At 71.3% G+C, this 26698-nt stretch carries 23 protein-coding genes; 11 read left to right on the top strand and 12 right to left on the bottom strand.

Annotated features, from left to right (window positions below):
• The first annotated feature begins 35 nt into the window (after positions 1–35).
• Positions 36–1025, top strand: a complete 990-nt coding sequence (locus AB0M70_RS40120) for an ATP-binding cassette domain-containing protein (RefSeq protein ID WP_365828449.1) — start codon at positions 36–38, stop codon at positions 1023–1025.
• Positions 1022–1813 (top strand): ABC transporter permease, encoded by a 792-nt coding sequence (locus AB0M70_RS40115; protein ID WP_365828447.1) that lies wholly within the window; start codon positions 1022–1024, stop codon positions 1811–1813. The genes AB0M70_RS40120 and AB0M70_RS40115 overlap by 4 nt, the downstream gene beginning before the upstream one ends.
• Here AB0M70_RS40115 and AB0M70_RS40110 read toward each other — a convergent pair.
• Positions 1734–4961 (bottom strand): BTAD domain-containing putative transcriptional regulator, encoded by a 3228-nt coding sequence (locus AB0M70_RS40110; protein WP_365828445.1) that lies wholly within the window; start codon positions 4959–4961, stop codon positions 1734–1736. The two genes, AB0M70_RS40115 and AB0M70_RS40110, sit on opposite strands and share 80 nt — an antisense overlap.
• Before the next feature lie 103 nt (positions 4962–5064).
• Here AB0M70_RS40110 and AB0M70_RS40105 point away from each other — a divergent pair, with 103 nt between their 5' ends.
• Positions 5065–6042, top strand: a complete 978-nt coding sequence (locus AB0M70_RS40105; protein ID WP_365828443.1) for an MBL fold metallo-hydrolase — start codon at positions 5065–5067, stop codon at positions 6040–6042.
• Between the two features lie 212 nt (positions 6043–6254).
• Here AB0M70_RS40105 and AB0M70_RS40100 read toward each other — a convergent pair whose 3' ends face one another.
• Positions 6255–7148 (bottom strand): helix-turn-helix domain-containing protein, encoded by an 894-nt coding sequence (locus tag AB0M70_RS40100; protein ID WP_365828441.1) that lies wholly within the window; start codon positions 7146–7148, stop codon positions 6255–6257.
• A gap of 147 nt (positions 7149–7295) precedes the next feature.
• On the opposite strand from AB0M70_RS40100, the gene AB0M70_RS40095 reads away from it, so the two are divergent.
• The 3 genes from AB0M70_RS40095 (at position 7296) to AB0M70_RS40085 (ending at position 9893) form a co-directional block, all read left to right on the top strand.
• Positions 7296–8117 carry a helix-turn-helix domain-containing protein gene (locus AB0M70_RS40095; RefSeq protein WP_365828439.1) on the top strand — a complete coding sequence of 274 codons (822 nt, stop codon included), beginning with the start codon at positions 7296–7298 and terminating at the stop codon, positions 8115–8117.
• 44 nt (positions 8118–8161) lie between these two features.
• Complete coding sequence (fabG, locus tag AB0M70_RS40090) at positions 8162–8866, top strand: 3-oxoacyl-ACP reductase FabG (protein ID WP_365828437.1); 705 nt, start codon at positions 8162–8164, stop codon at positions 8864–8866.
• A 157-nt stretch (positions 8867–9023) separates the two neighbouring features.
• Positions 9024–9893, top strand: coding sequence for a Gfo/Idh/MocA family oxidoreductase (locus tag AB0M70_RS40085; RefSeq protein ID WP_365828435.1), 870 nt, complete (start codon positions 9024–9026; stop codon positions 9891–9893).
• Positions 9894–10222: 329 nt separating this feature from the next.
• Here AB0M70_RS40085 and AB0M70_RS40080 read toward each other — a convergent pair whose 3' ends face one another.
• Positions 10223–11446 carry an erythromycin esterase family protein gene (locus tag AB0M70_RS40080; protein WP_365828433.1) on the bottom strand — a complete coding sequence of 408 codons (1224 nt, stop codon included), beginning with the start codon at positions 11444–11446 and terminating at the stop codon, positions 10223–10225.
• Positions 11447–11504: 58 nt separating this feature from the next.
• On the opposite strand from AB0M70_RS40080, the gene AB0M70_RS40075 reads away from it, so the two are divergent.
• From AB0M70_RS40075 to AB0M70_RS40065, 3 genes are all read left to right on the top strand, one after another.
• Positions 11505–12224: a TioE family transcriptional regulator gene (locus tag AB0M70_RS40075; RefSeq protein WP_365828431.1), complete on the top strand. Its 720-nt coding sequence runs from the start codon at positions 11505–11507 to the stop codon at positions 12222–12224.
• 200 nt (positions 12225–12424) lie between these two features.
• Positions 12425–13402 carry a polyphosphate kinase 2 gene (gene ppk2, locus AB0M70_RS40070; RefSeq protein ID WP_365828429.1) on the top strand — a complete coding sequence of 326 codons (978 nt, stop codon included), beginning with the start codon at positions 12425–12427 and terminating at the stop codon, positions 13400–13402.
• 43 nt (positions 13403–13445) lie between these two features.
• Positions 13446–14264 (top strand): PIG-L family deacetylase, encoded by an 819-nt coding sequence (locus AB0M70_RS40065; protein WP_365828427.1) that lies wholly within the window; start codon positions 13446–13448, stop codon positions 14262–14264.
• 34 nt (positions 14265–14298) lie between these two features.
• Here AB0M70_RS40065 and AB0M70_RS40060 read toward each other — a convergent pair whose 3' ends face one another.
• Positions 14299–15153, bottom strand: a complete 855-nt coding sequence (locus AB0M70_RS40060; protein ID WP_365828425.1) for an alpha/beta fold hydrolase — start codon at positions 15151–15153, stop codon at positions 14299–14301.
• A gap of 150 nt (positions 15154–15303) precedes the next feature.
• Here AB0M70_RS40060 and AB0M70_RS40055 point away from each other — a divergent pair, with 150 nt between their 5' ends.
• The gene (locus tag AB0M70_RS40055) at positions 15304–15648 is read left to right on the top strand and encodes a VOC family protein (RefSeq protein ID WP_365828423.1); all 345 of its coding nucleotides are present in this window, start codon (positions 15304–15306) and stop codon (positions 15646–15648) included.
• A 12-nt stretch (positions 15649–15660) separates the two neighbouring features.
• Here AB0M70_RS40055 and AB0M70_RS40050 read toward each other — a convergent pair whose 3' ends face one another.
• The 7 genes from AB0M70_RS40050 to AB0M70_RS40020 form a co-directional block, all read right to left on the bottom strand.
• On the bottom strand, positions 15661–17202 hold the full coding sequence (locus AB0M70_RS40050; RefSeq protein WP_365828421.1) for a hypothetical protein: 1542 nt from the start codon (positions 17200–17202) through the stop codon (positions 15661–15663).
• Positions 17202–18362 (bottom strand): FAD-dependent monooxygenase, encoded by a 1161-nt coding sequence (locus AB0M70_RS40045; protein WP_365828419.1) that lies wholly within the window; start codon positions 18360–18362, stop codon positions 17202–17204. Before AB0M70_RS40045 ends, AB0M70_RS40050 begins: the two co-directional genes overlap by 1 nt.
• Before the next feature lie 254 nt (positions 18363–18616).
• Positions 18617–19036 (bottom strand): VOC family protein, encoded by a 420-nt coding sequence (locus AB0M70_RS40040; protein ID WP_365828417.1) that lies wholly within the window; start codon positions 19034–19036, stop codon positions 18617–18619.
• Positions 19037–19061: 25 nt separating this feature from the next.
• On the bottom strand, positions 19062–20762 hold the full coding sequence (gene cydC / locus AB0M70_RS40035; protein ID WP_365828415.1) for a thiol reductant ABC exporter subunit CydC: 1701 nt from the start codon (positions 20760–20762) through the stop codon (positions 19062–19064).
• Entirely contained in the window at positions 20759–22489 is a 1731-nt protein-coding gene (gene cydD, locus AB0M70_RS40030) for a thiol reductant ABC exporter subunit CydD (RefSeq protein WP_365828413.1), read from the bottom strand. Before cydD ends, cydC begins: the two co-directional genes overlap by 4 nt.
• 86 nt (positions 22490–22575) lie before the next feature.
• Positions 22576–23589, bottom strand: coding sequence for a cytochrome d ubiquinol oxidase subunit II (cydB, locus tag AB0M70_RS40025; RefSeq protein WP_365828411.1), 1014 nt, complete (start codon positions 23587–23589; stop codon positions 22576–22578).
• A gap of 30 nt (positions 23590–23619) precedes the next feature.
• Complete coding sequence (locus tag AB0M70_RS40020) at positions 23620–24921, bottom strand: cytochrome ubiquinol oxidase subunit I (RefSeq protein ID WP_365828409.1); 1302 nt, start codon at positions 24919–24921, stop codon at positions 23620–23622.
• Between the two features lie 183 nt (positions 24922–25104).
• On the opposite strand from AB0M70_RS40020, the gene AB0M70_RS40015 reads away from it, so the two are divergent.
• Positions 25105–26034, top strand: coding sequence for a LysR family transcriptional regulator (locus AB0M70_RS40015; RefSeq protein WP_365828407.1), 930 nt, complete (start codon positions 25105–25107; stop codon positions 26032–26034).
• A 69-nt stretch (positions 26035–26103) separates the two neighbouring features.
• On the opposite strand, the gene AB0M70_RS40010 is transcribed toward AB0M70_RS40015, so the two are convergent.
• Positions 26104–26643 (bottom strand): CGNR zinc finger domain-containing protein, encoded by a 540-nt coding sequence (locus AB0M70_RS40010; RefSeq protein ID WP_365828405.1) that lies wholly within the window; start codon positions 26641–26643, stop codon positions 26104–26106.
• Positions 26644–26698 lie beyond the last annotated feature (55 nt).

Below are 26698 nucleotides of genomic sequence, written 5' to 3'. Positions count from 1 at the left end.
CCGCGTTGAATGCGCCGTGCCGCACCGTCTGCGGCATGACGACAACGACGACATCGTCCTCACCCGCCATCGCGGCCACGGGGATGCGCAAGGCGTACGGGGACAAGACGGTCCTGGACGGCATCGATCTGACGGTGGCGGCCGGCACCGTCTTCTCCCTGCTCGGCCCGAACGGCGCGGGCAAGACCACCGCCGTGAAGATCCTCTCCACCCTCGTTACCGCCGACGCCGGTGACCTGCGGGTCGGCGGCCACGACCTGGCCGTCGACCCGCAGGCGGTGCGTTCCGCGATCGGTGTCACCGGGCAGTTCTCCGCGGTGGACGGCCTGATCACCGGCGAGGAGAACATGCTCCTCATGGCCGACCTCCACCACCTGTCGCGGGGCGAGGGCCGGCGGATCGCCGCCGAACTCCTGGAGCGCCTCGATCTCACCGAGGCGGCGAAGAAACCCGCCTCCACCTACTCCGGCGGCATGAGGCGGCGCCTGGACATCGCGATGACTTTGGTGGGCAGGCCCAGGATCATCTTCCTCGACGAGCCCACCACCGGGCTCGACCCGCGCTCCCGCCACAACATGTGGGCCATCATCCGCGAGCTGGTCGGGGGCGGCGTGACGGTCTTCCTCACCACCCAGTATCTGGAAGAGGCCGACGAACTGGCCGACCGCATCGCGGTGTTGAGCAAGGGCAGGATCGCCGCCGAGGGCAGTTCCGACGAGCTCAAGCGGCTCATCCCCGGCGGCCATGTGCGGCTGCGGTTCAACGACCCCACCGCCTACCGGTTCGCCGTCCTCGCCCTGCACGACGTGACCCGCGACGACCGGGCCCTCACGCTGCAATTCCCCAGCGACGGCAGCCAGCGCGCACTGCGCGCCGTCCTCGACCGGCTGGACTCGGCCGGCGTGGAGGCGGACGAACTGACCGTGCACACCCCTGACCTGGACGACGTGTTCTTCGCCCTCACCGCCGACCGTGCCGACGCCAGTGCCGACGGTCCCGACCAGGCCCTGGAGTCCGCCCGATGAGCTCTCTCTCCCTTGCCGTCCGCGACTCGACCACGATGCTGCGCCGCAACCTCCTGCACGCCAGGCGCTACCCCTCGCTCACCCTGAACATCCTGCTGACACCGATCGTCCTGCTGCTGCTCTTCGTCTACGTCTTCGGCGAGACGATGAGCGCGGGCATCGGCGGCAGCGGCGCCGACCGCGCGGACTACGTCGCCTATCTCGTCCCGGGCATCCTGCTGATGACCATCGGAGCCACCCCTGCCGGAACGGCGGTGTCCGTCTCGATGGACATGACCGAAGGCATCATCGCCCGCTTCCGCACGATGGCCATCCACCGGGGCTCGGTGCTCGTGGGACATGTCGTCGGCAGCGTGCTGCAGGCCGTCCTGAGCGTGCTGCTCGTGGGCGCCGTCGCCGTTGCCATCGGCTTCAGGTCCGTCGACGCCACGGTTTTGGAGTGGATCGCGGCGCTCGGGCTGCTCGCGCTCGTCGCGCTGGCGTTCACCTGGATCGCGGTCGGGATGGGGATGGCGAGCCCGAACGCCGAGGCGGCCAGCAACAACGCGCTGCCGCTGATGATCCTGCCGCTCATCTCCAGCGCCTTCGTGCCGGTCGACTCGATGCCGGGATGGTTCCAGCCGTTCGCCGAACACCAGCCGTTCACCCCGGCCATCGAGACCCTGCGCGGCCTGCTCCTGGGCAGCGAGATCGGCGACAGCGGATGGATCACGATCGCCTGGTGCCTGGGCCTTGCAGCGCTCGGCTATCGCTGGTCGACGGCGTTGTTCCACCGCGACCCGAAGTAACCGCACGGACCGCCTCCCACAGCTGATCCCGCTCCAGGGCGGCGTACCGCGACACCGCGTCGTCGTACGCCGCCCGGTCGGCGTCCTCGGCCGCCTGCCGGGCGCGGGCCGCCGACATCGTCGGCTGGAACTCGCGCAGCACCCGCAGCCGTTCGGCCAGCGCGATCATCCGTACGGCGGAGGTGTCGCCGGAGGCGAGCGCGGCCATGCCGAGCGCGTGCAGCACGGTCCCGCTCACGGGCAGCTCCAAGGGCGAGCGGAGCGGGCCGTCGAGCAGCGTCCGCAGCCGCTGCCACAGCCGGTCGACCGCGTCCGCGACCAGATCGAGCCGACCGGCGTGCGCGTGGGCCGTCACCGCCGCGGACTGGACCTGCAGCGCCCACGGGTCGAGCCACGGGTCGCCGCCGTGTATCGAGTCCGCCTTCTGCATCCGCTCCACGGCGCCGCGCCACAGGCCGAGGCCGACCTCCGTGTGGCCGCGGGCGAGGGCGATCTCGGCGCGGCCGCCGAGGGAGGGGCTGTAGAAGTCGTCATCCCGTGGGGTGGTGTCGCCCTCGGTGCGCCGCAGCCAGTATTCGGCCTCGTCGGGGTCGCCGCGCTGCAGGCAGGCGAGGACCAGGGCCGAGCGGATGCCGATGTAGTCGAGCTCGTCACCGAGCCGCGGCAGCGCCCGCAGGGCCGCCGTGAGGTGCTTGTGGGCGATCTCGCCGTGCCCGGCCCGCAGGGACAGTTCACTCAGCCGGGAGTGGCCCATGAGCTGCAGGGGCGGCTGGTCGACCGGAGCCAGCGCGCTGATCATCCGGTGGGCGGATGCGAGCGCCCGGTCGAGGTCGTGCTCGTACTCCCAGACGTAGGTGGCCACGCACTCGGCAATACCGGCGACCAGGGGCTGCCGGTCGGCGCAGAGGGTGCGCAGCGCGGCGTAGTCGGGCGGGCGCATCTCGGGGAGAGCGCTCAGGACCGCCGCGGTGGCGCGCGGCAGGGTGTCCGGCGGGGCCGGGGGGAGGCGACGCAGGGTGACGAGCTGGCGTATGCCGTGCGGCCCGTGGTTCATGAACAGGCCGCCCGCGCACAACACCGCCGCTGTGCGCGCGACTTCGACGTACGCGGGTTCGGGGCGGTAGTGCGAGAGCGGTGGGCCGGTGTCGGCGGCGAGGGTGGCCAGGCGGGGGTAGTTGGAGTCGGTGGACCACAGGGCGGCGAGTACGGCGGTGAGGGCGGCGATCGTGGGGCCGTCGGCGCGGGCCAGGGCGTGCCGCAGGGCCGGCACGAGGTTGTCCTGCTCGGCCCTGATCCCCTCCCGGGCCTCGATGGGACCGCCCCGGGGCCGGTGAAGCCGCGAGCCAGGGGAGGGTTCCGGGCCGAAGAGCACGGCGTGGGCGTCAACCGCGAAGTCCCGTGCCCAGAAGAGGAAGTGGCTGACGGCCTGATCCTCCTCGCCGGCCTGCGCACGGCGGGCCGCGCTGAACTCGCGTACGGATTCCAGCATCCGGAAGCGCACGCCGGCCGGGGTGTCGGCGACGGTGAGCAGCGACTGCGCGGCCAGCTGATCCAGGAGCAACAGCGCTTCCTCGCCGAGCACGTGCTCCGCCGCTGCCCCGGAGAAGCCGCCGGGGAAGATCGACAGTGTGCGCAGGGCCGCCCTGGCGTCCGGTGTGAGCAGGTTCCAGCTCCACTCCACGACCGCGTGCAGCGTGCGGTGGCGCTCGGGAGTGTCCCGCGCCCCGCCCCGCAGCAGCGCGAAGCGGTCGCCGAGCCTGCGGGCGATCTCCGGCACCGAAAGCACCCGCACCCGCGCCGCCGCCAGCTCCACGGCGAGCGGCAGCCCGTCGAGGTGGCGGCAGAGCCCGGCCACCGCGTCGGGCGGCAGCTCCACGCCTGCGCGGGCGGCGCGGGCGCGCTGGGTGAACAGTTCGACCGAGGTGGACAGATCGAGTTCGGGCAGCGGGTACACCGCCTCGGACGTGAGGTCCAGCGGGGCCCGGCTGGTGGCGAGCACCCGCAGCTCCTTCGAGGAGGCGAGCAGGGTCTGTACGAGGGCGGCGGCGCCCCGGACGACCTGCTCGCAGTTGTCGAGCACCAGCAGGGCGGGCCCGGAGCCGAGCACGCCGAGGATGCCGGACACGGGGTCGCCCGCGGTGTGGCCGCTCACTACGCCGTGCCGCCCCTCGCCCGCTCCCAGCGAGGCGGCCACCTCAATCGCCACGTCCGCGTCCGCGGTGACGGCGGCGAGCGGCACGAAGTACACCACGCGCTGTGCGGCCCGGCGGCTGACGGCGTGGGCGAGCCGGGTCTTGCCGAGGCCGCCGGGCCCGACGACGGTGACGGCACGAGAGGCGCCCAGCAGCCGTTGCACCGCGGCGATGTCGTCCGTACGGCCGAGGAGCGGATTGGGTTCGTGCGGCACACCGTGGCGGACCACCGGCGCTCCGGCGCTCAGCAACTCCCGCTGCACGGCCCTGAGCCCGGGGCCGGGGTCGGTGCCGAGCGCCTCGCGCAGGTCACGGCGGTACGTCTCGTAGCGGGTGAGGGCGGCGGCCGGGCCCGCTGTCGCCGCCTCCGCGCGCAGCGACTCGGCGAGCACCTCCTCGTCGCGCGGATGTTGCGCGGCGGCCACGGCCAGCGGGCCGGCTGCCTCCGCATGGCGTCCGAGGCGGGCGAGCGCGAGTGCCTGTGTGCGTACGAGGGCGGCGCGGACGGGGGCACGTTCGGCGCGCAACGCGGCGACGGGATCGTCGGTGGCGGCCGATCCGTCCGCGGCGCCGTCCCACAGGGCGAGCCCGGCTTCGGCCGCCGCCAGCCCTCCGGCATGATCCCCGGCCCCGGCCCGCTCGGCGCTCACGGCGGCGTGCAGCAGCAGGGCCGAGCTGTCGACCTGGCCCTCGGCGAGGTTGAGCCGGTATCCCGTGGGCGTGTTCGCGATGAGGTCGGCGCCCCATTGCGCGCGCGCCCGGGACACCAGTACCTGCAGCGCCTTACCCGGCCGCTCCGGCAACGCGTCGGGCCACAGCCCCGCCACCAGCCGCTCGACACCGCAGCCCGCGCGCAGATCACCCGCGAGCAGCGCGAGCAGGCCGCGGAGCCGGGGTGCGGTGACCTCCTGCCCGCGATGCGCGACACGCGGCAGCAGGGTCAGTTCGATGGTCACGCGAGCAGATTAGCCAAGGCTCCGTCAGCTTCCGTTGCCCGCCGTGGCGTTGTGTGCCCTACGCCACACGACGCGGGGCGTCATATTCGGCGAGAATGCGCCGATGGACTTCCCCAGCCAGCTCACCCCGATCCCGCACGCTGCCGGTCTGCACGCGTGGATGCCCGCCGGCGGCGGCAGTTGGGGGTTCGCCAACTGCCTCTGGATCGTCTCCGGCGACGAGGCCGCGGTCATCGACACGCCCTACGACCAGCCGCTGACCGACGCGATGATCCGGGCGGCCCGCCCGATTCTCGGCACGCGACGCGTGAGCACCGTGGTCAACACCCACGCCAACGGCGACCACAGCTGGGGAAACCACCTGTTCCCCGGCGTGGACATCATCACCACCCGCTCCGGCCACGATCACCTGGCGCATGAGCCCACTCCCCAGGAGATGCACCACCTGCTGAACGAGACACCCGCCGAAGGGGCGCTCGGCTGGTACCTGCGCCGTCACTTCGGAGTCTTCGACTTCCTCTCGGCCCGCGTGACCCCGCCCACCACCACCTTCAGCGGCAAGCACGTCTTCACGGTCGGGGAGACGGAGGTCGAGCTGATCGAGGTCGGCCCCGCGCACCACGCGGGCGACCTGATCGCCCGGGTGGGCGACGTGGTCTGCGCGGGCGACGTCTTCTTCCCCGAGGACCATCCTCCGCACTGGTCGGGCCCGCTGCAGAGCGTCATCGACGCCAACGAGACCATCCTGGGTCTCTCGCCGCGGGTCATCGTTCCCGGCCACGGCGGGCTCAAGGGGCCCGGTGACCTGAGCGAGCACATCGACTACCTGCGCACCATGCAGAGCGAGATCCGGCTGCGCTTCGAAAGCGGCCTCACGGCCCGCGAGGCGATGGACGACATCTTCCGCCGTGGCCTCTACCCGCAACTCGGCCTGCCGGAGCGCCTCATGATCGTCATAGCGCTCGAGTACGGGCACCTTCGGGGCACGGGACCCGACCACACCGTCATCGAACTCGCGCACAGCGCCGCCCAGTGGGCCTTCGACCAGCACACCGAAACCCGACAGATGCCGGTCGCCTGACAGCGTGCGGCCCGCCCCCTGGGCCAAGGCGGCACCCGACCATGCGTGGCACGGCCGGGGGCGACCGCTCCGGCTCCCCGGACACACACACCCGCTCTGGGTTCGGCGCACGAGGCGTGACCATCAAAGCGCGGCAGTCGCGGCAGGCGCATCGCGCAAGCCCGCCGAATCGGCCCCGGTTCCGACGGCCGGAATGAACCGGGGCCGCCGTTTCACCCAGCGGAACAGGTGGCCGGGTCGGGCCGGAAGACCAGCATCGTGAACCGTGCGCCGGGCGAGCCGAGGGGCATCGCCGTACACATGGTGACATCGCCCACGCGCGAGGGAGCGTGCTGCTCACAGCACCGGTCCAAGTACGCTTCCTCGCCCGGCCCTCCGTAGGCGTTGTACCGCATCTTGCGTGTGTCGCCGTTGGGGTGCACGTAGGCGACATGCCGTGTCCGGTAGATGGGGCCCACCACCGGGTCCGCGTCGACCTCATGGTCCAGATCCTGCAGATCCGCGTTCTCCGGGTGGGTGGCCACCGCGGTGCGCAGCTGGGCCGTCAGGGGTATCGCCCATTGCGTCTGCCAATTGACCATGTGGTGCTCCCTGGTGTCCTCCCGCAGCAGCATGTAGCGCATGAGGTTCTGTTCCGGGAGCGCCGGCGGAGAGGTGTCGCCCGTGCGGCGGGGGAACATGCGGAGGAAGTCGTCGTTGCAGGCGAGGACGTTCCAGGCGACGTCGTTGACGTAGCAGGGCTGCCCCTTCATCCCCTCCACCGCCACTTTCCAGCCGGGCGGCACGTTCGTGCCGGCCAGCGGATCCTGCGGATGGGGCGGCTCGTGGCCCACGGAGTAGACGTAGAGCGCGATGCGTTCCCGCTCGTGCAGCTGGAGCACCTTGGACACCCGGTCGAGGAACTCGGGTGTGGGCGAGGCCATTTCGCCGCGCTCCAACTGGGCGTAGGTCCGCTCCGACACATACAGGAGTTGTCCCACCTGCGCCTGCGAGAGGCCGGTGGAGCGGCGGCCGCGGCCGGTGCGCGGCGGCCAGCCGAGGGTCGAGGGATCAACTTGTTTCCGCTTCCACTGCAGCAGTTGCCGCAAAGCCGCCTTGTTGTCCACCGTTCACCCCCTCCTGTGCCGGCGACCGGCCGGGCTCGCCCCATATACCGGAAGAGAACCTTCCTGAAATTCGATGACAGGAAAAAACTGGTCCTGGTGGTGCACGTGGGGCGCTCGCGACAATGGCCCCTCAGATCCGACCGCGTTGTGGCAGACGCGGTGCGCCACCACTGCCAGGGGGAGTTCGCGTTGCAGACGCCCGCCGCCATGCCCTCGGAGTCCAGGGGTGGCTCCGTGGGGCGTACGCTCGCGGTCCTGCGGGCCCTGCATCAACTGGGCCCCGGGACGCACCCGTTGACGTCCGTCGCCGCGCGGGCGGGCCTGCCTGCCCCCACCGTCCACCGCTACGTGCAGGCGCTGGTCGGCGAAGGGGCCGTGCAGCGGCGAGGGCCGCGCGGCCACTACTCCCTTGTAGAGGCACCGCATCTCTTCTCCGGCTCCTTCTCGGACTCGTCCGGTCCACCGACCGGCACGGGGTCGGCTACGGTTCGCGCCGAACTGATCACACTACAGTCACGCACCGGGCACATCGCTCTGGCGTACGTACCGCTCCTGATCGGCACCCCGATGCGCATTCACGCCGAACAGGCCCTGGGCGCCCACGCGCAACAGCTGCACGCGACCCCGCACGCGATCCTCCAGGCGCTGTGGCGAGCCCCGCTGGAGGCGGACCCGCCGGGGTGGGCGATCCAGGCCTGCCTCGGGGACGTCACCGCGGCCCGGCCGCAGCTCGCGCGCATCCGCCAGGACGGATACGCCCTGGGGCCCTCGCTCCTGCGCGGCAGGGACGCCATCGCCGCACCCCTGTGGCGCGGTTCGGCGGTGGCCGGCGCGGTCAGCCTGCTGGCCCCGCACAGCCAGGTACGCAGTCCCACCGCCCGCAATCGCTGCATCGAGGCCGTGATGGACACCGCAGCCATGATCAGCCGCCGGCTGACCCGCTCCGGCGTCGCCGCGACCGCCGTCTGACCTGTTCTCCCACACGTTCCACAGCACTTCGAGGAAGGCTCCTTGTGACCCGCTCCGTCCTGATCACCGGCGGCAACCGCGGCATCGGCCTGGCCGCCGCCCGCGCCATGCAAGCGGCGGGCGACCGTGTCGCCGTCACCTACCGCACGGGCGAACCCCCGGAGGGGCTGTTCGGCATCCGGTGCGATGTCACCGACACCGACCAGGTACAGGCCGCCTTCAAGGAGGCGGAGAACGAGCACGGTGCGGTGGAGGTCCTGGTGTGCTGCGCGGGGATCACCAGGGACAAGCTCCTCATGCGCATGAACGAGGAGGACTTCACGTCCGTACTCGACACCAACCTCACCGGCACGTACCGCGTGGTCAAGCAGGCCACCAAACCGATGCTGCGCGCCAAGTTCGGCCGCGTCGTCCTGGTCTCCTCGGCGGTGGGCCTGCGGGGAGAGAGCGGCCAGGCCAACTACGCCGCCTCCAAGGCGGGACTCGTCGGATTCGCGCGGTCCATGGCGCGCGAGCTCGGCTCCCGCAACATCACCTTCAACGTCGTCGCCCCCGGCCTCACCGAGACGAAGATGATCGAGAGCCTCACCGACGAGCAGCGGGACAACCTCGTACGGCAGATACCTCTGGGCCGCCTGGCCCGCCCCGAGGAGATCGCCGCCACCATCGCCTTCCTCGCGTCACCCGCGGCCGGTTACATCACCGGCGCCGTCATTCCCGTGGACGGAGGCGGCGGCATGGGGCATTGACCCCCGCGCGCCGCCGGGAGCCGAGGGGCCTTGATGGTGGAGGCTGGGCCGGGGGGTGAACTGCGTCGGGATGAGGGGTGGTTGGCTCATGCACCAAGGTGACACGCCAGAGCAAGCGCATTGGGCAGAGCAGACAGAGCACGCAGATCCGTACGAGATGGCCGACATCAAGGTGGCCCTCGTCGGCTTCGGCGAGGCGGGGCGGCAGCATCTGCAGGCCCTGGGCGGCACGGTCGGCGCGTGTCCCGTGGCGGTGGTCGAGGACGACCGCGAGGCCGTCGCGGTGGCCAGGTCGGCCGGCCTGGAAACACGCGACATGGACCAGGTCCTTGCGGACGAATCGATTCGCCTCGTCGCCCTGTGCCGCCCCCCTGAGCACCGTCGACCCTGGATCAGGCCCCTGATGGCGGCAGGCAAGCACCTCATCCTGGAGGCGCCTCCGGCGCAAAGCGCCCACGAGCTGTGCGAGGTGCTGTTCCTGACCGAGCGGGCCCAGGTGCTCGCGGGCGTCATGTCGCACCACCGCTTCACGCTGCCGAAGGACATCTGGCACGGGGACCCACACCGATTCGCCGGCGCCGAGGCCAAGCTGCTGGTCTCCCGCCCCACCGGCGTGCACTACCTCGACCTCGCCTGCCAGATCCTGGGCACGCCACGCGAAGTGAGGACGTTGCCCGCGGGCGCTGCCGCACCGGCCGCAGGCGTGGAGGTGGCCGCGTCCATACGATTCGAGTCCGGCGCCCACCTCACGCTCACCGTCACGAGCCCGACGAGCCCCGACGACGAACGGCTCTTGGTACGGGGGGCCACCGACTGGATCGACGTCCGGGCGGGAGCCGTCAGCGGCGAGGTGGCGGGAGTGCCGTTCTCCCGCCCGGCACGTCCTGCCATGCTGCTGCGCACCGCTGTCTACCAAGAGATCACGGACGCGGTGCGAGGAGAACGGCGATTGGACCTGGCGGGGCTGAGTCGCAGTACTGGAGTGATGCGCGTGCTGGATGCTCTGTCACCTGAGGGGTGCGCGTGAGCGCCCGGGTGGTCGCGGCCTGAAGTGGATCGAGACAGGGCTGCGCGCTCACGCACCCGTGACAGCGGCCGCTACATCGCGCCGTCAGGCATGGGGCGTTGGGTTTGTCACGCGGGTGCGGAACTCGACGAGCCGACGGAGTTCACCTCGGTGACGGACTACCTGGAGGCAGTGGCTGATGCCAATGAACACGGCACGGGCGCGCTGATGTCGAGGCCGAAACCCAATCGGCAAGCCCGCCCGCACCACCGATCCGATGCGCCCGGCCGCACCCGTGATCGCCACAGTCCCCCGTCTCGTTCCCATGCCGACCAACTCTGCCGCACGCGTCAATCGCGCCGGACATCGCCGAGGAACACCAGCCCGTCGATCCCGGTCAGCTGGGCCGGGTCGAGCGGGGCGTAGCCGAACCACGGGGAGACGCGGGGCGCGGGCAGTGGGGTGCCGAGGGCGGCGGCCAGGCGCGGGGCGTCGATGAGCAGGCGGTCCTCCGGGAGCGCGTACAGCAGGCCTTCGACGGTGTCCGGTGGCGGGGCGTCCACTCCCTGATGGGGGAGCGTGCCCAGGGCCGTGGCCACGAAGGCGTACCTTTCGCCTTCGCCCAGGCGGGAGTTGACGAGTGCGCCCGCGCTCCACCACTCCAGCAGCGGCTGGTCCCACATGCGCATCGTGCTCGCAGTCCGTTGCAGATGGCTGTTGTGGGCGTGGACGAGTGTGGGGCCCCGTTCGGCCAGGGCGAGCAGATTCTGGGCCATCATCAGGTCGCGCAGGCCCACCAGGCGGGCCATACGGCTCGGTGAGGCGTCGGCCATCCCGTGGTGGTAGCGCAGCAGGCCGGTGGCGGTGCGCCCGTACAGGCGGGCCCGGTCCCAGTCGTCCCGCGAGGTCACCGCGAGCAGGTGCGGGGTCTGCGCGTCGAGCAGGGCCCCGAGATCGTCGGCGAGCAGCCGCAGCTCCTTCGCCTCGCGTGACTGCCCCACGGACTGGGCCGGGTCCATCATCGCGGCGGGGTTGACCCACGGGTCGTCGTCGCCGAGCAGGTGGTCGAGGGTCTCCGCGGTGCAGGGCAGCAGGCCTGGGTCCACGAGGTGGGTTGCGAGGTAGGCGTGGAGCGAGGTGAGGGCCTGGCGGGGGCTCGCGGCGTGGGTGATCTCCAGCGGGCCGTCGAAACCGGCGAAGCGGACGTGGTCGGAGGGGGAGCGGCCGAGGTTGAACGCCCGTGCCCAGCGTACGAGTTCACGGTTGGCGGCGGAGGCTCCCAGCCCCAGGTCGGTGTGGCTGAAGCCATGCTCCATGACCTCGTCGAGGGTGCCCGTTCCGGAGGTGGCGTAGGCGTCCACGAGCAGGCCCGCCATGCAGTCGCTCTCGATCGCGATGGTCCGGTAACCCTCTTGCTCGACGAGCTGCCGGAAGAGCTCGTTGCGCAGTTCGAGCAGCGTCTCCTCGCCGTGGGTGGGCTCGCCCAGGGCGAGCACCTGTGGCCGGGTGGGCAGGAGCCTCATGACGCCGGCCGCCTCGACGGCATACGTAGTGTCTCGGATGTCAGTAGCCATGCCTTCAACGCTATCGTTGAACACGCGGTTGAAACTTTCCTCCGAAGTGGGCGGGTGGATGGGGCGAAACCTTCAAAGCGGGGGTCGGCTGAGGCCGGTCGACCTGGCGCGCGGGCACGGTCTGTCCACGCAGGCGGTCAGGAATTACGAGGGGGCCGGCATCCTCCCGGCCGCCGAACGCACACCGCACGGCTATCGCACCTACACCGCGCTGCACGCGCGGGCCCTGCGCGCGTTCCTGGCCCTGCTGCCGGGCCACGGCCACCAGACGGCCAAGTCGATCATGCGGGCCGTGAACCAGGGCGCGGTCGACGAGGCGTTCCGTCTCATCGACGAGAGTCATGTGCAGCTCCTCGAGGACCGCAGGACCCTCCAGGCAGTGGAGAGAGCACTCCAGGATTTGCAGCCCCTGCCGGCGTCCGGGACCGGACCCGAGGGCATGTTCGTCGGGCCGCTCGCCCGACAGCTCGGCATCCGTCCGGCGACACTGCGCAAATGGGAGCTGGCCGGTCTCGTGCACCCGCGCCGGGATCCACGGACCGGCTACCGCGTGTACGACGAGGCGGACGTACGCGATGCCCGGCTGGTGCACCAACTCCGCCGGGGCGGCTACCTGTTGGAACAGATCGCCCCCCTGATCACCCAGGTGCGGAGCGCGGGTGGCCTGGAACCCCTGGAAGCCGCACTGAGCGACTGGCGCGACCGGCTGGCCGGCCGCGGACGGGCCATGCTGACCGGCGCCGCCGAACTGGAGGCGTACCTCGCCGGGGGAGCGTGAGCGCGGGCGGCGCCGGACGGTGGCCTGCCGGGGCGTGTCGCGCCGAGGCCGGTGGGTGTACGACGGGAGGTGGGGCGAGAACCCTCTCCGGCGCGGGCACGGCCGGAAGACCTGCCGCGATGTGGGGAAAGGGCGCTACTGGGTATATGGCGATTTCAGCGGTGTAGCGATCAATGCGGGTAGAAAGGTGGCACGGGGCGATGAGAGGAGACGATGTGGCGTCGGACGCGGACGACAAGGACGCGGAGCGTTTGCTGGACGGGCTCTCGGTCGACGAGGCCCGGCCGGAGCGCCCGGTGCTGCTCGACGCGGAAGGGGAGCCGCTGCGGACCTGGCAGGAGAACTACCCCTACTCGGTGAAGCTGAGACGCAAGGAGTACGAGCGCCAGAAGCGAATCCTGCAGATCGAGCTCCTCAAGCTGCAGCGGTCGGTACGCGAGCAGGGCCAGCGCATCGTGGTCGTGTGCGAGGGCCGTGACGCGGCGGGCAAGGGCGGCACGATCAAACGGTTCACCGAGCGCCTCAATCCCCGCGGAGCCCGTGTCGTGGCGCTGGACAAGCCCACCGAACGCGAAGCGGGTCAGTGGTACTTCCAGCGTTACGTCGCACAGCTGCCGTCCGCCGGGGAGATCGTCTTCTTCGACCGCTCCTGGTACAACCGGGCCGGTGTCGAGCCCGTCATGGGCTTCTGCACCCCGCGCCAGCACGAGGAGTTCCTCGAGCAGGTGCCGATGTTCGAGAAGATGATCACCGATGACGGCATCGTGCTGGTCAAGTTCTGGTTCTCCGTCTCCCGGGCGGAGCAACGCACACGCTTCGCGATCCGCCAGGTGGACCCCGTACGGCAGTGGAAGCTCTCGCCCACGGACCTTGCCTCGCTCGATCTGTGGGACGCCTACACCCGAGCGAAGGTGGAGATGTTCCGCTCCACGGACACCGCTCACGCGCCGTGGTCGGTGATCAAGTTCAACGACAAGCGCCGGGGGCGCCTCGAGGCCATCCGGCATCTGTTGTTGCGCGTCGACTACGCGTCGATGGACAAGGACGCGGTGGGGGAGGCGGACCCGCTCATCATCGGCCCGGCCGACACACTGCTGGAGGCGGGCGAGGACCCGACGGACCTCTCACCCAGCCGCCTCGCCGACAACGGCCGCCTCGGCCCCGGCCAGCACCCGTGAACACCCCGCCGCCCGCCACGTCCTCCACCGGAAGGTGAAGGTCTTGCCCGCCGCCACGCCCGGACCGACGCCCACGCCGAGTCTGCTGGCGGTCTTCGCCCACCCGGACGACGAGTCCCTGGCGGCGGGCGGGACCCTCGCCCGGCACGCAACGGCGGGCGCCCGCACCGCAGTTGTGACGGCAACCTGGGCCGCGGACACGGTACGAGTCACTGAGCTGGCCCAGGCTCTGCGGATCCTCGGCGCCGGTCCACCCCGACTGCTCGGCTACGCCGACGCGCGCGTACCGCAGTCGGCTCCCGGCGCGGCGCGGTTCTGCGACGCGCCGATCGACGGGCCGGTGCGGGAACTGGTCGCCCAATTAAGGGAGTTCCGCCCGCAACTGGTGCTCACCCATGATGCCTACGGCGGTCTGTCCGGCCACCCGGACCATGTGCACACCCACCGGGTGACTCTGCTCGCGTGCCAGGCGGCGGGGCTCGAGCGCCTCTATCCCGACGCGGGTGCTCCCTGGCAGCCGAGAGCCCTGTACACGGCCACCCATCCGCACTCGGCTGTACGGGAGTGGGGCCGGCGCCTGGCCGCGACGGACAAGGCCACGCGCACCGTTCCTGACGAGTGGGTCACCGCCGCCGTCGACGTCAGGCCATGGCTCGAGCAGAAGGTGGCCGCCGTGCTGGCGCACCGCACCGAGGTGGAGCGCGGTGCCGTCCCGGGGCTGATCGCGGGCCTCGCGCCGTCCGACCGGGAAGCGTTGCTCCGCACCGAGTGGTACATCCGCCACGAACTCGTTCCCGACCAAGCTCCCGACCAAGCTCCCGGCCGGGCGGCTCAGGCCATGCAGACGGAGCTGATGGCCTGAGCGCCCGGCGCGGGCGGCAGTGGGAGACGGGCCGTCAGCGCGCCGCGAGGCCCGCGAGCAGCTGAGCGGCCGGCTTCGGGTGGACCAGCCAGCGCAGGTGGCTTCCCTCAAGGGTTTGCACGTCGAAGGGGTTGTCGGGGGTGAGCGCGTCGCCCTCGCGGATCAGGCGGTCCTGCATGGCGAGCGGAATGCTGGCGTCGTCGGTCAGGCGCACATAGGTCTTGGGAATGCTGCCCCACGTGGCGGCCTGCGTCCGGTCGGCGGACGTGCCGACATCGAGGTTCTCGTCGGGCTGGAAGGTGTTCAAAAAGGTGCGGAACTCCTCGTCGGTGAGGTCGGCGGCGAAGGCCTGCTTGAGGGCCGCGTACGTCGCCGGGTCGGCCGTCCGGAAGTTGACCCGGAGCAGGCCGAGCTCGGCCGGGTTCCCGACGAGCGCCGGAGCGAAGGCGCCCGGGTCGACACCGGCCATCTCGGGCTGGGCGTAGTAGTCGTTGACATCCAGGTCGACGGGGCACCAGGCGGAGACATAGGCGATCCGGTCGACCAGGTCGGGCCGGGCGTTGCCGACCGTGGTCAGCGTGATGCCGCCCCTGCTGTGGCCGACGAGGATGGTCGGCCCGTGCTGCTTCGCCCGCTCGAGGACCTCGATGACGCGCGCGGCGTTGTCGGCAAGGGTGACCCCCTTGATGCTTCCGGGCTCCTGTGCGAGCGCGTCGAGATCCTGCGGCGCCTGGTAACCGGCGGCGTACGTCGCCTCGAAGCCGTGCCCCGGCAGGTCGACCGCGACCGAGCGGTGCCCGAGGAGGCCGAGCTCGGCCTGCAGCGGCGCGAACGAGAACGAGTTGGCGAAGGCACCATGGACAAATACGTAAGTCGGCTGATTTTGCATGCCGGTAGCCTCCAACGAAACGATCTTCAGAACAAGCACGATTTGGATACTTCGTGCCGATGTCCCGCCCGGCCGCGGCCCCACGCGGAGCGGACCCGCCGCGCACGTGAGGGACCCCCGCGCGGACGCCCGCGTGCATAGCATGGCCCCATGACCGTAGATCTGTTCGCGGGCATTCCCGTCCGCGATTACACGACGGCGGTGGCCTGGTACGAGCGACTGCTCGGCGGGCCGCCGGCCTTCCTGCCCAATGACACCGAGGCGGTGTGGGAACTGGCCGAACACCGTTACATGTTCATCGAGGTGCGGCCCGAGCACGCCGGGCACGCCCTGCACACCGTGTTCGTCGAGGACTTCGACGCCCGCATCCTGGGGATCGCCGGGCGGGGCCTGAAACCGGACACGCGCGAGACGTACGCGAACGGGGTCCGCAAGGCGACCTTCCGCGACCCGGACGGCAACGAGATCGGATTCGGCGGCAGTCCGGCGGAGTGAGGGGGCGGGCCGTCAGCTCCCCGGGCCGGCTTCCGATGTCTTGGCGCACAGGTACGGGCGGGCCAAGAACAGCGCCGTACCGGTCAGGAGGATGCCGAAGTAGACCGGCGCGAGGTGGATGAGATCGGTGTAGTGGATCGTGCCGTGCACCACGACGGCCGGCAGGAAACCCGCGGCCGCCGCCACGGCCAGGCTCCAGAACACCCAGGCCTCGCCCCGCCGCCAGCCCCACGCGCTGAGCAGCACGATCGCCACGGCCGCGGACATCAGGGCCCCGCCGAACCCCGCGCGGTCGTGGGCCAGGAACGGCACGAGCCGGGGATTGACGGCCTCCAGGGTGTGCCTGTCGGTGCCCAGGAAGGTCAGGTCGGTCGGGACGAAGACATCGGTCAGGCCGACCACCGAGATCACCGCCCCGCCGACGAAGAGCCCCGCTCCCGTGAGGATCATCAGCAGCTGGCCGACCAGCGCGCGCCTGCGCTCGGGCTCCGGCCCCTCGGGTGTGCGGCGCCACCGTGGCGCGTGCGGGGTGCGGCGGACCGCGGCGACGAACATCGGGAACAGCACGAGCGCGGTGGCCGTGTGCAGGGGTTCCACGAAGCCGGTGGCCAGGAAGTAGAACAAGGTGGGGAAGCCGATGGCCCCCGAGAGCAGGTACACCTCGCGGGCCCAGGGCCAACCGCGGCGGATGCCGCCCACGGCCAGACCGGTGTAGAGGGCGCCGATGGACACCATCGTCCCGGCCATGGTGATCCGGTCGTGCTGGAGGAAGTGCACGAGGTGGTGGTTGGCGGCGTGCAGTTCGTGCAGCGTCATGCCGAGGTAGTCGCGGTCGTACCAGAGCAGCACCGGCCCCAGCGTGATCGCCGCGGCGCCGAGCCCGGCGCCCGTCATGCCGAGACCGACGAGCAGCGCCCACCACCAGGCGGGCCAGCGGCGCGGATCGCGGCCCACCTCGCGCAGCGTCGGAGCTGATGTCGTGGGCGTGGCGGCTTCGGTGACCCGCGCGAACCAGCCGGGCCCGGCGGCCACGAGCACCGCCGGGCGGGCGAGTACGACGGTGCCCGGGTCGTCGAGCGCTGTCGCCGCCGCGGACACCGACGGGTCGCCCACGTGGATGACGTGCGCGTCGTCGCCGCCGGTGAACCCGTCGACGTGCGGCTCGAGAGCGGCCTCGACCTCCGGGTCACAGGCCCCGACGACCACCGGGATCGCACGGTTCGCGGCGGCATCGCGCACGGTCGCCACGTCAGCCGCCGAGACGGGAGCCACCTCGACGACGCCGGCCCCCAGCGGGGACATGGCGCGGATCGTGTCGCGGGCGAGCGAGGGCGGAACGGATATGCCCAGACGGACGGCCACGGGCACCCCGGCGATCTCGCCCGCGAGCCGACGCGGCGGATGGCGGTGGCCGAACCCCCGGGCGATCAGCCGCGCTCCGGCCGGCCGGGAGCCGATCGCGGCCAGCATGCGCAGGGCGGTTCGCTGCGAACGCCGGAGTCCCAGGAGGGCAGCTGCCGCGCCACGCAGCGGCTGATAGGTCCAGTCCGGCATCAGCGGCTCTCATCCCCCGGCGCGGTCCAGCCGAGAACCGGCGTCATGGAACGCAGCGTCACCCGCGCCGGCATCAGCCGGGCGGCCGTGTCCCGCAGCAGCACCGCAGGCGGCCAGGACAGCTGGCCCAGGGTGCCGAGCCGGGCGGAGCGGCGCGTGATGGCCTGAGTGCGCGGGCGACGCAGCCGGTCGTACGAGCGCAGGGCGGCGGCCACCTCCGAGGTGCCGTCGAGGCAGTGGGCCAAGGTGACCGCGTCCTCCAGGGCCTGGCACGCGCCTTGCCCCAGGTTCGGGGTCATGGCGTGCGCCGCGTCGCCGAGGAGCGCGACCCGGCCGCGGACGAAGGAGGGCAGCGGCGGCAGGTCGTACAGGTCGTGACGGAGCACCGCGTTGGCGGGGACTGCGGCCAGGAGGGCCGGGATGGGGTCCGGCCATGTCCCGAACCGGCGCAGCAGCTCCTCGTACTCGGACGTGTCGGCGGTCGTTCCCGCGGGCAGCGAGGCGGTCGCGAAGCAGTACATCCGCCCGTCAGGCAACGCCGTGTAGCCGAACCTCTCTCCGCGGCCCCAGGTCGCCGCGCCCTCGGCGGGCGGCTCGGCCAGGGGCTCGGTGACCATGCGCCAGGCGGTGTACCCGGCGTAGCGCGGGCCGGCCGCATCGGGCCACAGCGCACCGCGGACAGCGCTGCGCAGCCCGTCGGCGCCGATCACGAGGTCGGGCCGGGACTCGCCGCCGGGGTGGGCGACGACCGGGCTCTGGCCGTCGACGCGGACCGAGGACACCTCGCTGGCCGGCCGCAGGCAGTCGGCGGGCAGGGCCTCGGTCAGCGCCCGCAGCAAGTCCGCGCGGTGCAGGACCACGAGGGGCCGGCCGAAGCGCCGGGCCAGCTCCGCGTTGTCGGTACGGGAAAGCCAGCGGCCCCTGCGGTCGCGGACGCCGCCGGTCTCCTCGACGGCGCCGAGTGCCCGGACGGTGTCGGCCAGGCCGAGCACGTCGAGTGCGCGCAGCGCGTTCGGCCACAGCGAGATGCCGGCGCCGATCTCGATGAACTGCGGGGCACGCTCGAGCACTTCGACGCGCCAACCGCGGCGATGCAGGGCGACGGCAGCGGCGAGGCCGCCGATCCCGCCGCCGACGATGGTCGCGGCGCGCTGCGGCATGGTTCTTCCTCGCTGTGGGTTCGGGGGCGCCCCCCGTCAGGTACACAAGTCCGGCCGAGAAGCGCCTTATAGCAACATGTCGACAGAGACCTGTCAATGTGATCCGAAACGGCCCCGTGATGCCGGTGCCGAATCCCCCACCACTGCGGTGGACGAGGAACTGCGACGGATTACGGCACAGGGCAACCTGCCCATGACGCCCGGCCCACCGTCAGGTGGCCGGGCCTTCGCGCCCGCCCGGCGCCGACGACACCTCAGGGCGTCAGCGTCGGCTCATCCGTACGGGGCCGATGGGCGCGCACGTCAACGGGCCGGCCGTCGGGGTCCCGAGCCGTCATCGTCCACTGGGTGGGCAGGGTCGCGAGGGGGCCGACCGCCCACCCGGCACCCAGGATGCGCTCGCGAACCTCACACAACTGCGCGTGAGTTGCCACACGCAGCCCCCAGCCGGCCTGACCCAGGGGGTCAAGACCGGTGGCGGGTGCGGCCACAGTCTCGACGATCATCAAGTGGTCATGTCCGCCGACATCGAGGACCGCGATGCGTGGATCGGTCGGAGTCGCCGCACGCTCGAAGGCGAGCCTGGCTCCGAGCAACTCCGTGTAGTACGACACGAGTTGGTCGAGGTCGGGCGTGGAAAGGGTCAGGTGGTTGATTCCGAGGAGATCGGGCATGGTCGGGCAACTGTAGTGCAGTGACCTATGGGATGCGGCCGTGCGTGAGGGTGAGGGTTTGCGTGGCTGGGGGGAGGTTCGCGGGGTCGTGGGTGATCAGGAGTGTCGTGCGGCCGTGGGTGGCGTGGAGGATGTCGGTGAGTACGGCGTCGGCGGTTTCGGGGTCCAGACCTTCGGTGGGCTCATCGAGGACGAGGACCGGTGGGTCGGCGAGCAGGGCTCGGGCCAGGAGGAGGCGCTGACGTTGGCCGCCGGACATGGCGGAGCCGTTCTCGCCGAGGAGGGTGTCCCAGCCGTCCGGGAGGGACTCGATCCAGGTCAGGAGCCGGGCCTTGCGGACGGCTTCGCGCAGCTCGGGGTCGGTGGCCGTGGGGTGGGCCAGGAGGAGGTTGGCGCGGATGCTGGTGTGGAAGACATGGGCGTCCTGCGTCACGCCGGTGATCACACGGCGGACGTCGGCGGCCGCGCAGTCGCGTAGTTCGCGTCCGCCGACCCGGATGCTCCCGCACTCGTAGGGAACGAACCGCATGAGCGCGGCGATCAGCGTCGACTTGCCGGAGCCGCTGGCACCCAGGAGGACGGTCAGACGGCCTGGTGGCAGGTGCAGGCTCACTCCGTCCAGGACCGGAGGGCCGTCGGGGGCGTGACGTACGCGCAGGTCGGTGATGTCCACGCCGACCAGTGCGCGGAGGGTCAGCGCAGCCGGCGTGGCCGGGTCGGTGACCGGCGGTGGTGTGTCCATGAGATCGGCCAGCCTTCGTGCGCTGACCCGCGCTTCGGCGAGATGCCGTGCGGCAGCGGGCAACGGCGTCAGCGCCTCGAAGGAGACCAGCGCGAGGACCGCGAGGACGGTGAGGTGCACGGCAGGGAGTTCCCCCGCCGCGTGGGCGTGCAGCGCGAGCCAGGTCACGCCGATCGTCGCCGCGGCCTGGAGGAGCAGCACCGTGGTGGAGGCGACCGAAGTGGTCCAGGCCGTCCGGCGTTCCAGCGCGGCGATCCGGCCGCAGGCGCGGAGGTTCCGCTCGTGGGCGCGGGCCCTGGCCCCGTACGCGGCGAGATCCGCCGCACCCCGGGTCAAGTCCACTGTCAGAGCGGCAAGTTCGGCTCGCGCCTGCTTGTCCGCGTGGCTGGTCCGGCGGGACAGCGTCAGTACCAGGGCGGGCACGAGGAACCCCGCCGTGGCCAGCAGCAGTCCGAGCAGCACACCTGCCTGCGGCAGCAACACCGCGGCCATGGTCGTGGCGCCGGCGGCGACCGTGCAGGCCGCCGCAGCTGGGATCAGGACCCGCAGCAGGAGGCTCTGCGCGGCGTCGACGTCGTCGACCAGACGGGTGAGCAGGTCACCGCTGCGGAACGCGGGGGTGCCCGCGGGAGCGAGGGGGACGAGGGCCTCGTACACCCGGGTGCGGAAGCCCGCGACGGCCCGCAGTACACCGTCGTGGCCCAGCAGTCGGTCGATGTAGCGCAGCGCTCCGCGTCCCAGGGCCAGGGCCCGGACGGCGACGATCGCCAGGCTCACCGAGGCGAGCGGGGGCTGCTCGGCCGCGCGGGTGATCAGCCAGGCGGCGGTGGCCATCAGCGCGGCGGCCGCCAGCTCGCTGCAGGCGGAGGCGAGAGCGGCGGGCAACAGGCGGCGCCAGTACGGCAGAAGGTGGCGCAGAAGATGGAGCGTGGGGTGCGGCGTACGCGCAGGGGCGGGGACGGTGGCGTCGGCGTGGAGGGTCAAGGGGTCACCAGGCCTTCGGCGAGAGCGAGTTGCGACGGAGGGGGCGCTGTGGCCGGGGCGATGAGGCCCGCCTCTACGGTGATGATCCGGTCGGCGTGCGGCAGCAGGCTCGTGCGGTGGGCGACGACGACCGAGGTCTTGCCGCGCATGAGGCGCACTGTGGCGCGCGTGACGCAGGCCTCGCTCTCGGGGTCGAGGTGGGCGGTCGGCTCATCCAGGAGCAGTAGGGGGGCGTCCTTGAGGAAGGCGCGGGCCAAGGCGATCCGCTGGCGCTGACCGGCGGACAGGCCGGCGCCGTGCTCGCCCAGCATCGTGTCGTACGCCTGGGGCAGTTCCTCGATGAAGTGACCGGCGTGGGCGGCGCCTGCCGCGCGGCGCACCTCCGCGTCACTCGCGTCGGGGCGTGCCAAGCGGATGTTGTCCGCGACGGAGGCGGCGAACAGGTGCGGGCGTTGTGGCACCCAGGTCAACTGGGTGAGCCACTGGTCGGGGTCGAGGCCGGCGAGGTCGGTGCCGCCGACCATGACACGACCCGACGCGGGGTGCGTGAAGCCGAGGAGCAGCGCGAGGAGGGTGGACTTGCCCGCGCCGCTCGGCCCGACCAGGGCGACGCGTTCGCCGGGACGCAGGGAGAGTGAGACGTGGCTGAGGGCGGGGGTGGCACGGCCCGGGTAGTGGACCGTGACGTTGTCCAGGCGCAGGTCCGCCGTGCGGAGGTCGGGAACCGGTGCCGGCACCGGCGCCGGACGGGCGGTACGCGCCGAGGACGCGCCCCGGACATCGCTGTCGTCGAGGATGGCGAAGACCCGCTCGGCCACAGCGATGCCCTCGGCGCTGTCGTGGAAGGCCGCCCCCGCCGCGCGCAGCGGAAGATAGGCCTCGGGGGCCAGGAACAGCACGACGAGGGCTGTGCGCAGGTCCAACTCTCCGTCGAGCAACCGCAGCCCGACCGGAACGGCCACCAGCGCCACGGAGAGAGTGGCGACCGTTTCCAGGACGAAGGAGGACAGGAACGCCACGCGCAGCGTGCGCATGGTGGCTCTCCGATGGGCGTCGGCCATCTCGTGCACCACACGCGCCTGATGGCGCTCGCGCCCGAACGCGCGCAGCGTCGGCAGCCCGGCCACGACATCCAGGAAGTGGCCGCCCAGCCTGGACAGCAACTGCCATTGCCGGGCGGTGCGTCGCGCGGTGTGGGCGCCGACCAGCGCTCCGAACACGGGGATCAGCGGCAGCGTCATGACGACGATCAGTGCGGAGGTCCAGTCCGTGCACGCCAGCCAGGTGACCACCGTGAGGGGCACCACCGCGGTGGCCGCCATGGTGGGCAGGTAGCCGACGACGTACGCGTCCAGGGCATCGAGGCCTCGGGTCAGCACCGTGGCCGTCTCGCCATGGCGCCCGGCCGTGAGGTGCAGTGGGCTGGTGCGCCGCAGCCGATCGGTGATCCGCACGCGCAGGGCGCACTTGGCGTCGGCCGCGGCGCGCTGCGCGAGCACCCCACGGCCCCAGGCCAACAGGGCCCGCAACGCCATGACGGCGGCGAGCGCGGCCAGGGGCGCGAGGCGGAACGGACGCCCGTCGAAACCGTCCGCGAGGATCGCCGCCAGCAGGACCGCCTGGGTGACGGTGAGCCCGGCGGCAAGGAACGCGAGCGCCGAGGCATACGTCATATGGCGGCGCAGCAAGGGCAGTTCACGCATCAGACGTCGTTCGACGGGCTTCATCCCGCGGACCTCTCTTCCTTCTCGATGCTTCCGCGGCGCGGTGTGCCCCGGCACGATGTGTCCCCCGGGGTCAGAAGTAACTGGGGTCAGAAGTAGCTGGGGTGACGGCGGCCCGTCCGGCCTCGGAAGGCCCACCAGCTCCACGCCTGGTACGCGAGGATCGTCGGGACCACCAGGACCCCGAACGCGCTCAGGATCTTGAGCGTGATGCCGTCCGTGACGGCGTGCCCGATGGTCAGTCCCTCGCCCGCAGTGGTGATCAGGAGGTACGGGTAGTGTCCCGCGCCCACGAGCAGCACCGGCAGCGCCGTCGCGCAGCACGTGGATGCGAAGGCCGCGATGTCGTGCCCGCGGGCGAAGCACCACCAGGCGGCGGCGAGCGCCGCCGCGAACAGGGCGGCGATGATCGCCGATGTGCCGCGGTTCGTCATCGAGGCGCCCGCGCCGAAGAGCGAGAGGAGGAGCGCGAGGGAGCCTGCGGCAGCGGCTGCACGGAGCAGGGCGGCACCTAACTGCCGGGCCCTGGAGGCGAGGCCGGGTGCGGAACGCACCGCGACGAAGGCGGCGCCGTGCGCCGCGAAGAGCAGCGCGGTCGTCACGCCGCAGGCCAGCGTGAACGGCGAGAACACATCGCTGAACCCGATGTGGAAGCTCCCGTCGGTCCGGCGCGGTACGCCTCGCAGGAGCAGCCCCATGACGAGCCCCCAGCACACCGCGGGCACCACCCCACCGAACGCGATCAGGGCGTCCCACCAGCGGCGCCCACGGGCGCCACGTGCGCGACGGCGCAGTTGGACGGCTGCGTTGCCGAGGACCAGGCCGACGAGGATCGCGACGATCAGGGGATACAGGCCGGGCAGCAGCGTGCCTTCCAGGTGCGGGAAGGCACCGAACAACACGCCGGCGAATGCGACCAGCCAGACCTCGTTGCCCAGGAAGAAGGGAGCGATGGCGTCGAGGGCTGAGCTCCGGCCGTCTCGGTCGCCTCGACCGCCGAGGAAGGGGTGCAGCATCTGTACGCCGTAGTCATAGCCGCCGAGCACGAAGTACCCGGCGAGCAGCAGGCCGAGGAGGGCCAGCCAGGCGGTCTCCAGAGTCATTTCGTTCAACTTTCCGTTGCGGTCGGCTGTTCAGAAGGCCGGGACCGGCTGTTTCTCGTCGGAGCTGCCCTCTGGCCCCTCGGGCAGGTCCTCGGGGAGCGGCTCGGTGGAGCCGAGCTGCGTGGCGTCGGGACCGCGGAGGGCGAAGCGGGTGATGAGGGTCCAGTTCGTCACCGCCAGCGCGAGGAAGACGGCGATGAAAACGGTGCAGGACACGGCCAGCGCGGTCGTGCTCACGTGGGAGAGAGCCTCCTCGACCGTCAGCTCCCCGTAGACGAGCCAGGGTTGACGACCGACCTCACGGACGACCCAGCCGCCCATGGAGGCGATGAAGGGGAACGGGATCGTCGCCACCAGCACCCACAGGACGGGCCGCCGGCGCTCCAGCCGGTTCTTCCACAGCAGGAGGACGGCGATGAACGTGATGGTGGACACGGTGTTGCCGATGATCGCCATCGCGTCCATCGAGATCCGCATCGTGTCCTGCCAGGGCACGTAGTCGCCGGGCCCGTGTTTTTCGACGAGTTGTGCCTGCACCTCGGCGACGCCGGTGTTGTCCAGGACCGCGTCCTTCATGGGCTGGGTCCGCTCGATCACGGGCCGCTGCATCTCGCCGACGACCACGACGAAGAACGAGGTGACCATGGCCACCCACAGGCCCAGTCGCAGGGAACCGCGGAACAGTTCGGCTTCCTTGGTGTGCCGGAGGAAGTGGAGGGCACTGACTCCGGCGACGAGGACGCCGCCTGTCGTCAACGCGGCCAGCGCGATGTGAAAGAGCGCGACCAGGGCGCTGGAGTTGGTCAGCAGCGCGCCGAAGTCGGTCAAGTAGGCCGCGTCGTCGCGCACTTCGTAGCCGACCGGGTTCTGCATGAAACCATTGGCGACCATGATCCAGTACCCGGAGGCGTACGCGGTCAGGGCGACCAGCCAGATGAGCGTGACGTGCACGCCCCTGCGCAGGCGGCCCCAGCCGAAGATCCACATGCCGAGGAAGGTGGACTCGGCGAAGAAGGCGATCAGGGTTTCGAGGGCCAGCGGGGCACCGAAGACGTTGCCCGCGAACTTGCTCAGGCCGCTCCAGCTGAGCCCGAACTGAAACTCCATGACGAGACCGGTGACGATGCCGACCGCGTAGTTGATGACGTAGAGCTGGCCCCAGAAGCGGGTCATGCGCTCCCGTAGGGCCTTCTTGGCGGGATCTCGGGTGTATGCGGCCCGGGTGTGCATGACCGCCACCAGAGGCACGAGCCCCATGGTGAGGATGACGAAAAGCCAGTGAATGCCTGTCGTGGCCGCGAACTGGAGTCGGGCCAGATCCGCAGCGCTCATGGTGGGACCTTCCTGGGAACGGGGTGACCGGGCGACGAGAGGTGCCGGGGGAGTGCCGATCGTGGCTCTGAGGAAGACCGTAGAGAGAATCGCTTATGCGATCCAAGACTTGTTCTGCCATGTGAAGATAACCCCGAGGGCATGAAGCGGAGTTGACTCAGACGGCCGGAGCGAAGGTGGATCATGGATCTTCTGCAGTTGCGCTACTTCCAGGTCGTCGCCCGTTTCGAGCACATCAGCCGCGCCGCCCAGGAACTGCACGTCGCCCAGCCCTCGTTGAGCCGTACCATCGCGCGCCTGGAGTCCGAGCTCGGCTCGCCCCTCTTCGAGAGGCAGGGGCGCCGGATCAGGCTCAATCCGTACGGAGCGATGTTTCTGCGGCATGTGGAGCGCGCCCTGAGCGAACTCGACGACGGTTGCAGGGCCGTGCGTGAGGCTCGTGACACCGGCCTTGGACGTGTGAGCGTGGCCTCCGAGACGCTGCTGACGGTCACTCACCTCGTGGGCCGCTTCCGGGTCGACCATCCCCGCGCCGACGTACGGCTGTTCCAGTCGACGGCGCAGGAGATGGACCGGCGGCTGCGCACCGGGGAGGTCGACTTCTGCGTCGCCTCACAGCCGCTGACCGGCACGAACCTTGAGTCGCTGGAGCTCGCCCGCGAGGAAGTGCTCCTGGCGGTGCCGCCCGGGCACTGGCTCGACGGCAGGCAAAGCGTGACGATCCCCGAGATCGCCGACGAGCCCTTCGTCACCACACGCCCCGGTCACTGGCAGCGGACCCTGCTCGACCGGCTGTTCGCGGCCGAAGGGCTCACCCCGCTGCTGTCCTGCGAGGGTGACGAACCAGGTGCCAGCCAGGACATGATCAGCGCGGGCCTCGGCATCGGCCTCATCCCGGCGATGTCCCGTCGGGCCGGTACGGCGACGGTGGTGCCGGTCGCCTGGGTGCGGCTGGACGCGCCCGGTTGCGAGCGGGTGCTCACCCTGGTGTGGGGCAAGGACAGCTACCTGTCCGAAGCCGCTCTCAAGTTCCGGGAGTTCATCACCAGCCGGCCTTTCATGACCCACCGCATGCCCGCGGCGCGCGGCGAGGGAGCCCTTGATCCCTCCTGACGCGTCCTGGCCCGTCCTGACGCGACCTGAGGTGCCGACGGACTGGAGCGGCATGAGGTGTCAGACGGCTCAGCTCGTCTGTCGCTGACGGGACGCGTACGACCGGGACTTGTTGCGGTTGCCGCACACCTTCATCGAACACCAGCGGCGGCTGCGGTTCTTGGACACATCCCAGAACACCCAGCCGCAGGTGTGCTCCGCGCAGCGCTTGAGGCGGGGGGCGTTCCCGGTGATGACCAACTCGCTCCAGGCGATCGCCAGTGCGGTCAGGGGGCCGCGCTCTGGAGGCAGCCCCGGCGTGGGCGTCAGGTGGCCGCGCGTGGTGACCAGCATCGGATGCTCGGCCAGCACGCGGTCGGCCGCGGCGAGCAATCGCGGGTCGGGGGTGTCGCCCACGTGGGCTCCCAACTCCTCGCGGATGCCCGCGCGAAGGGCCACGTAGCGCGCGTGGTCGTCGGCGTGGATCTCTCCGGCCGTGTCGAGCAGGCCGCGGCCGCGCAGCCAGCCGGACAGGTCGGCCGGGGTGGCGATCTCGTCGCTCGCCTCTTCCACGTCGACCGTGTTGGCGAACGCCTCCACCAAGACGGCTGAGGCCGGCGGTTCCAGCATCGCGTGTCACCTCCTGCGGGTCCTCGCCATTCTACCGCCTAAGCGTTTTACCGGT

It is taken from the genome of Streptomyces sp. NPDC051214 (assembly GCF_040682375.1).
Taxonomy (GTDB): domain Bacteria; phylum Actinomycetota; class Actinomycetes; order Streptomycetales; family Streptomycetaceae; genus Streptomyces.
Note: the sequence above shows the minus strand (reverse complement) of the source record. Positions and strands in the feature narration are given on the sequence as shown.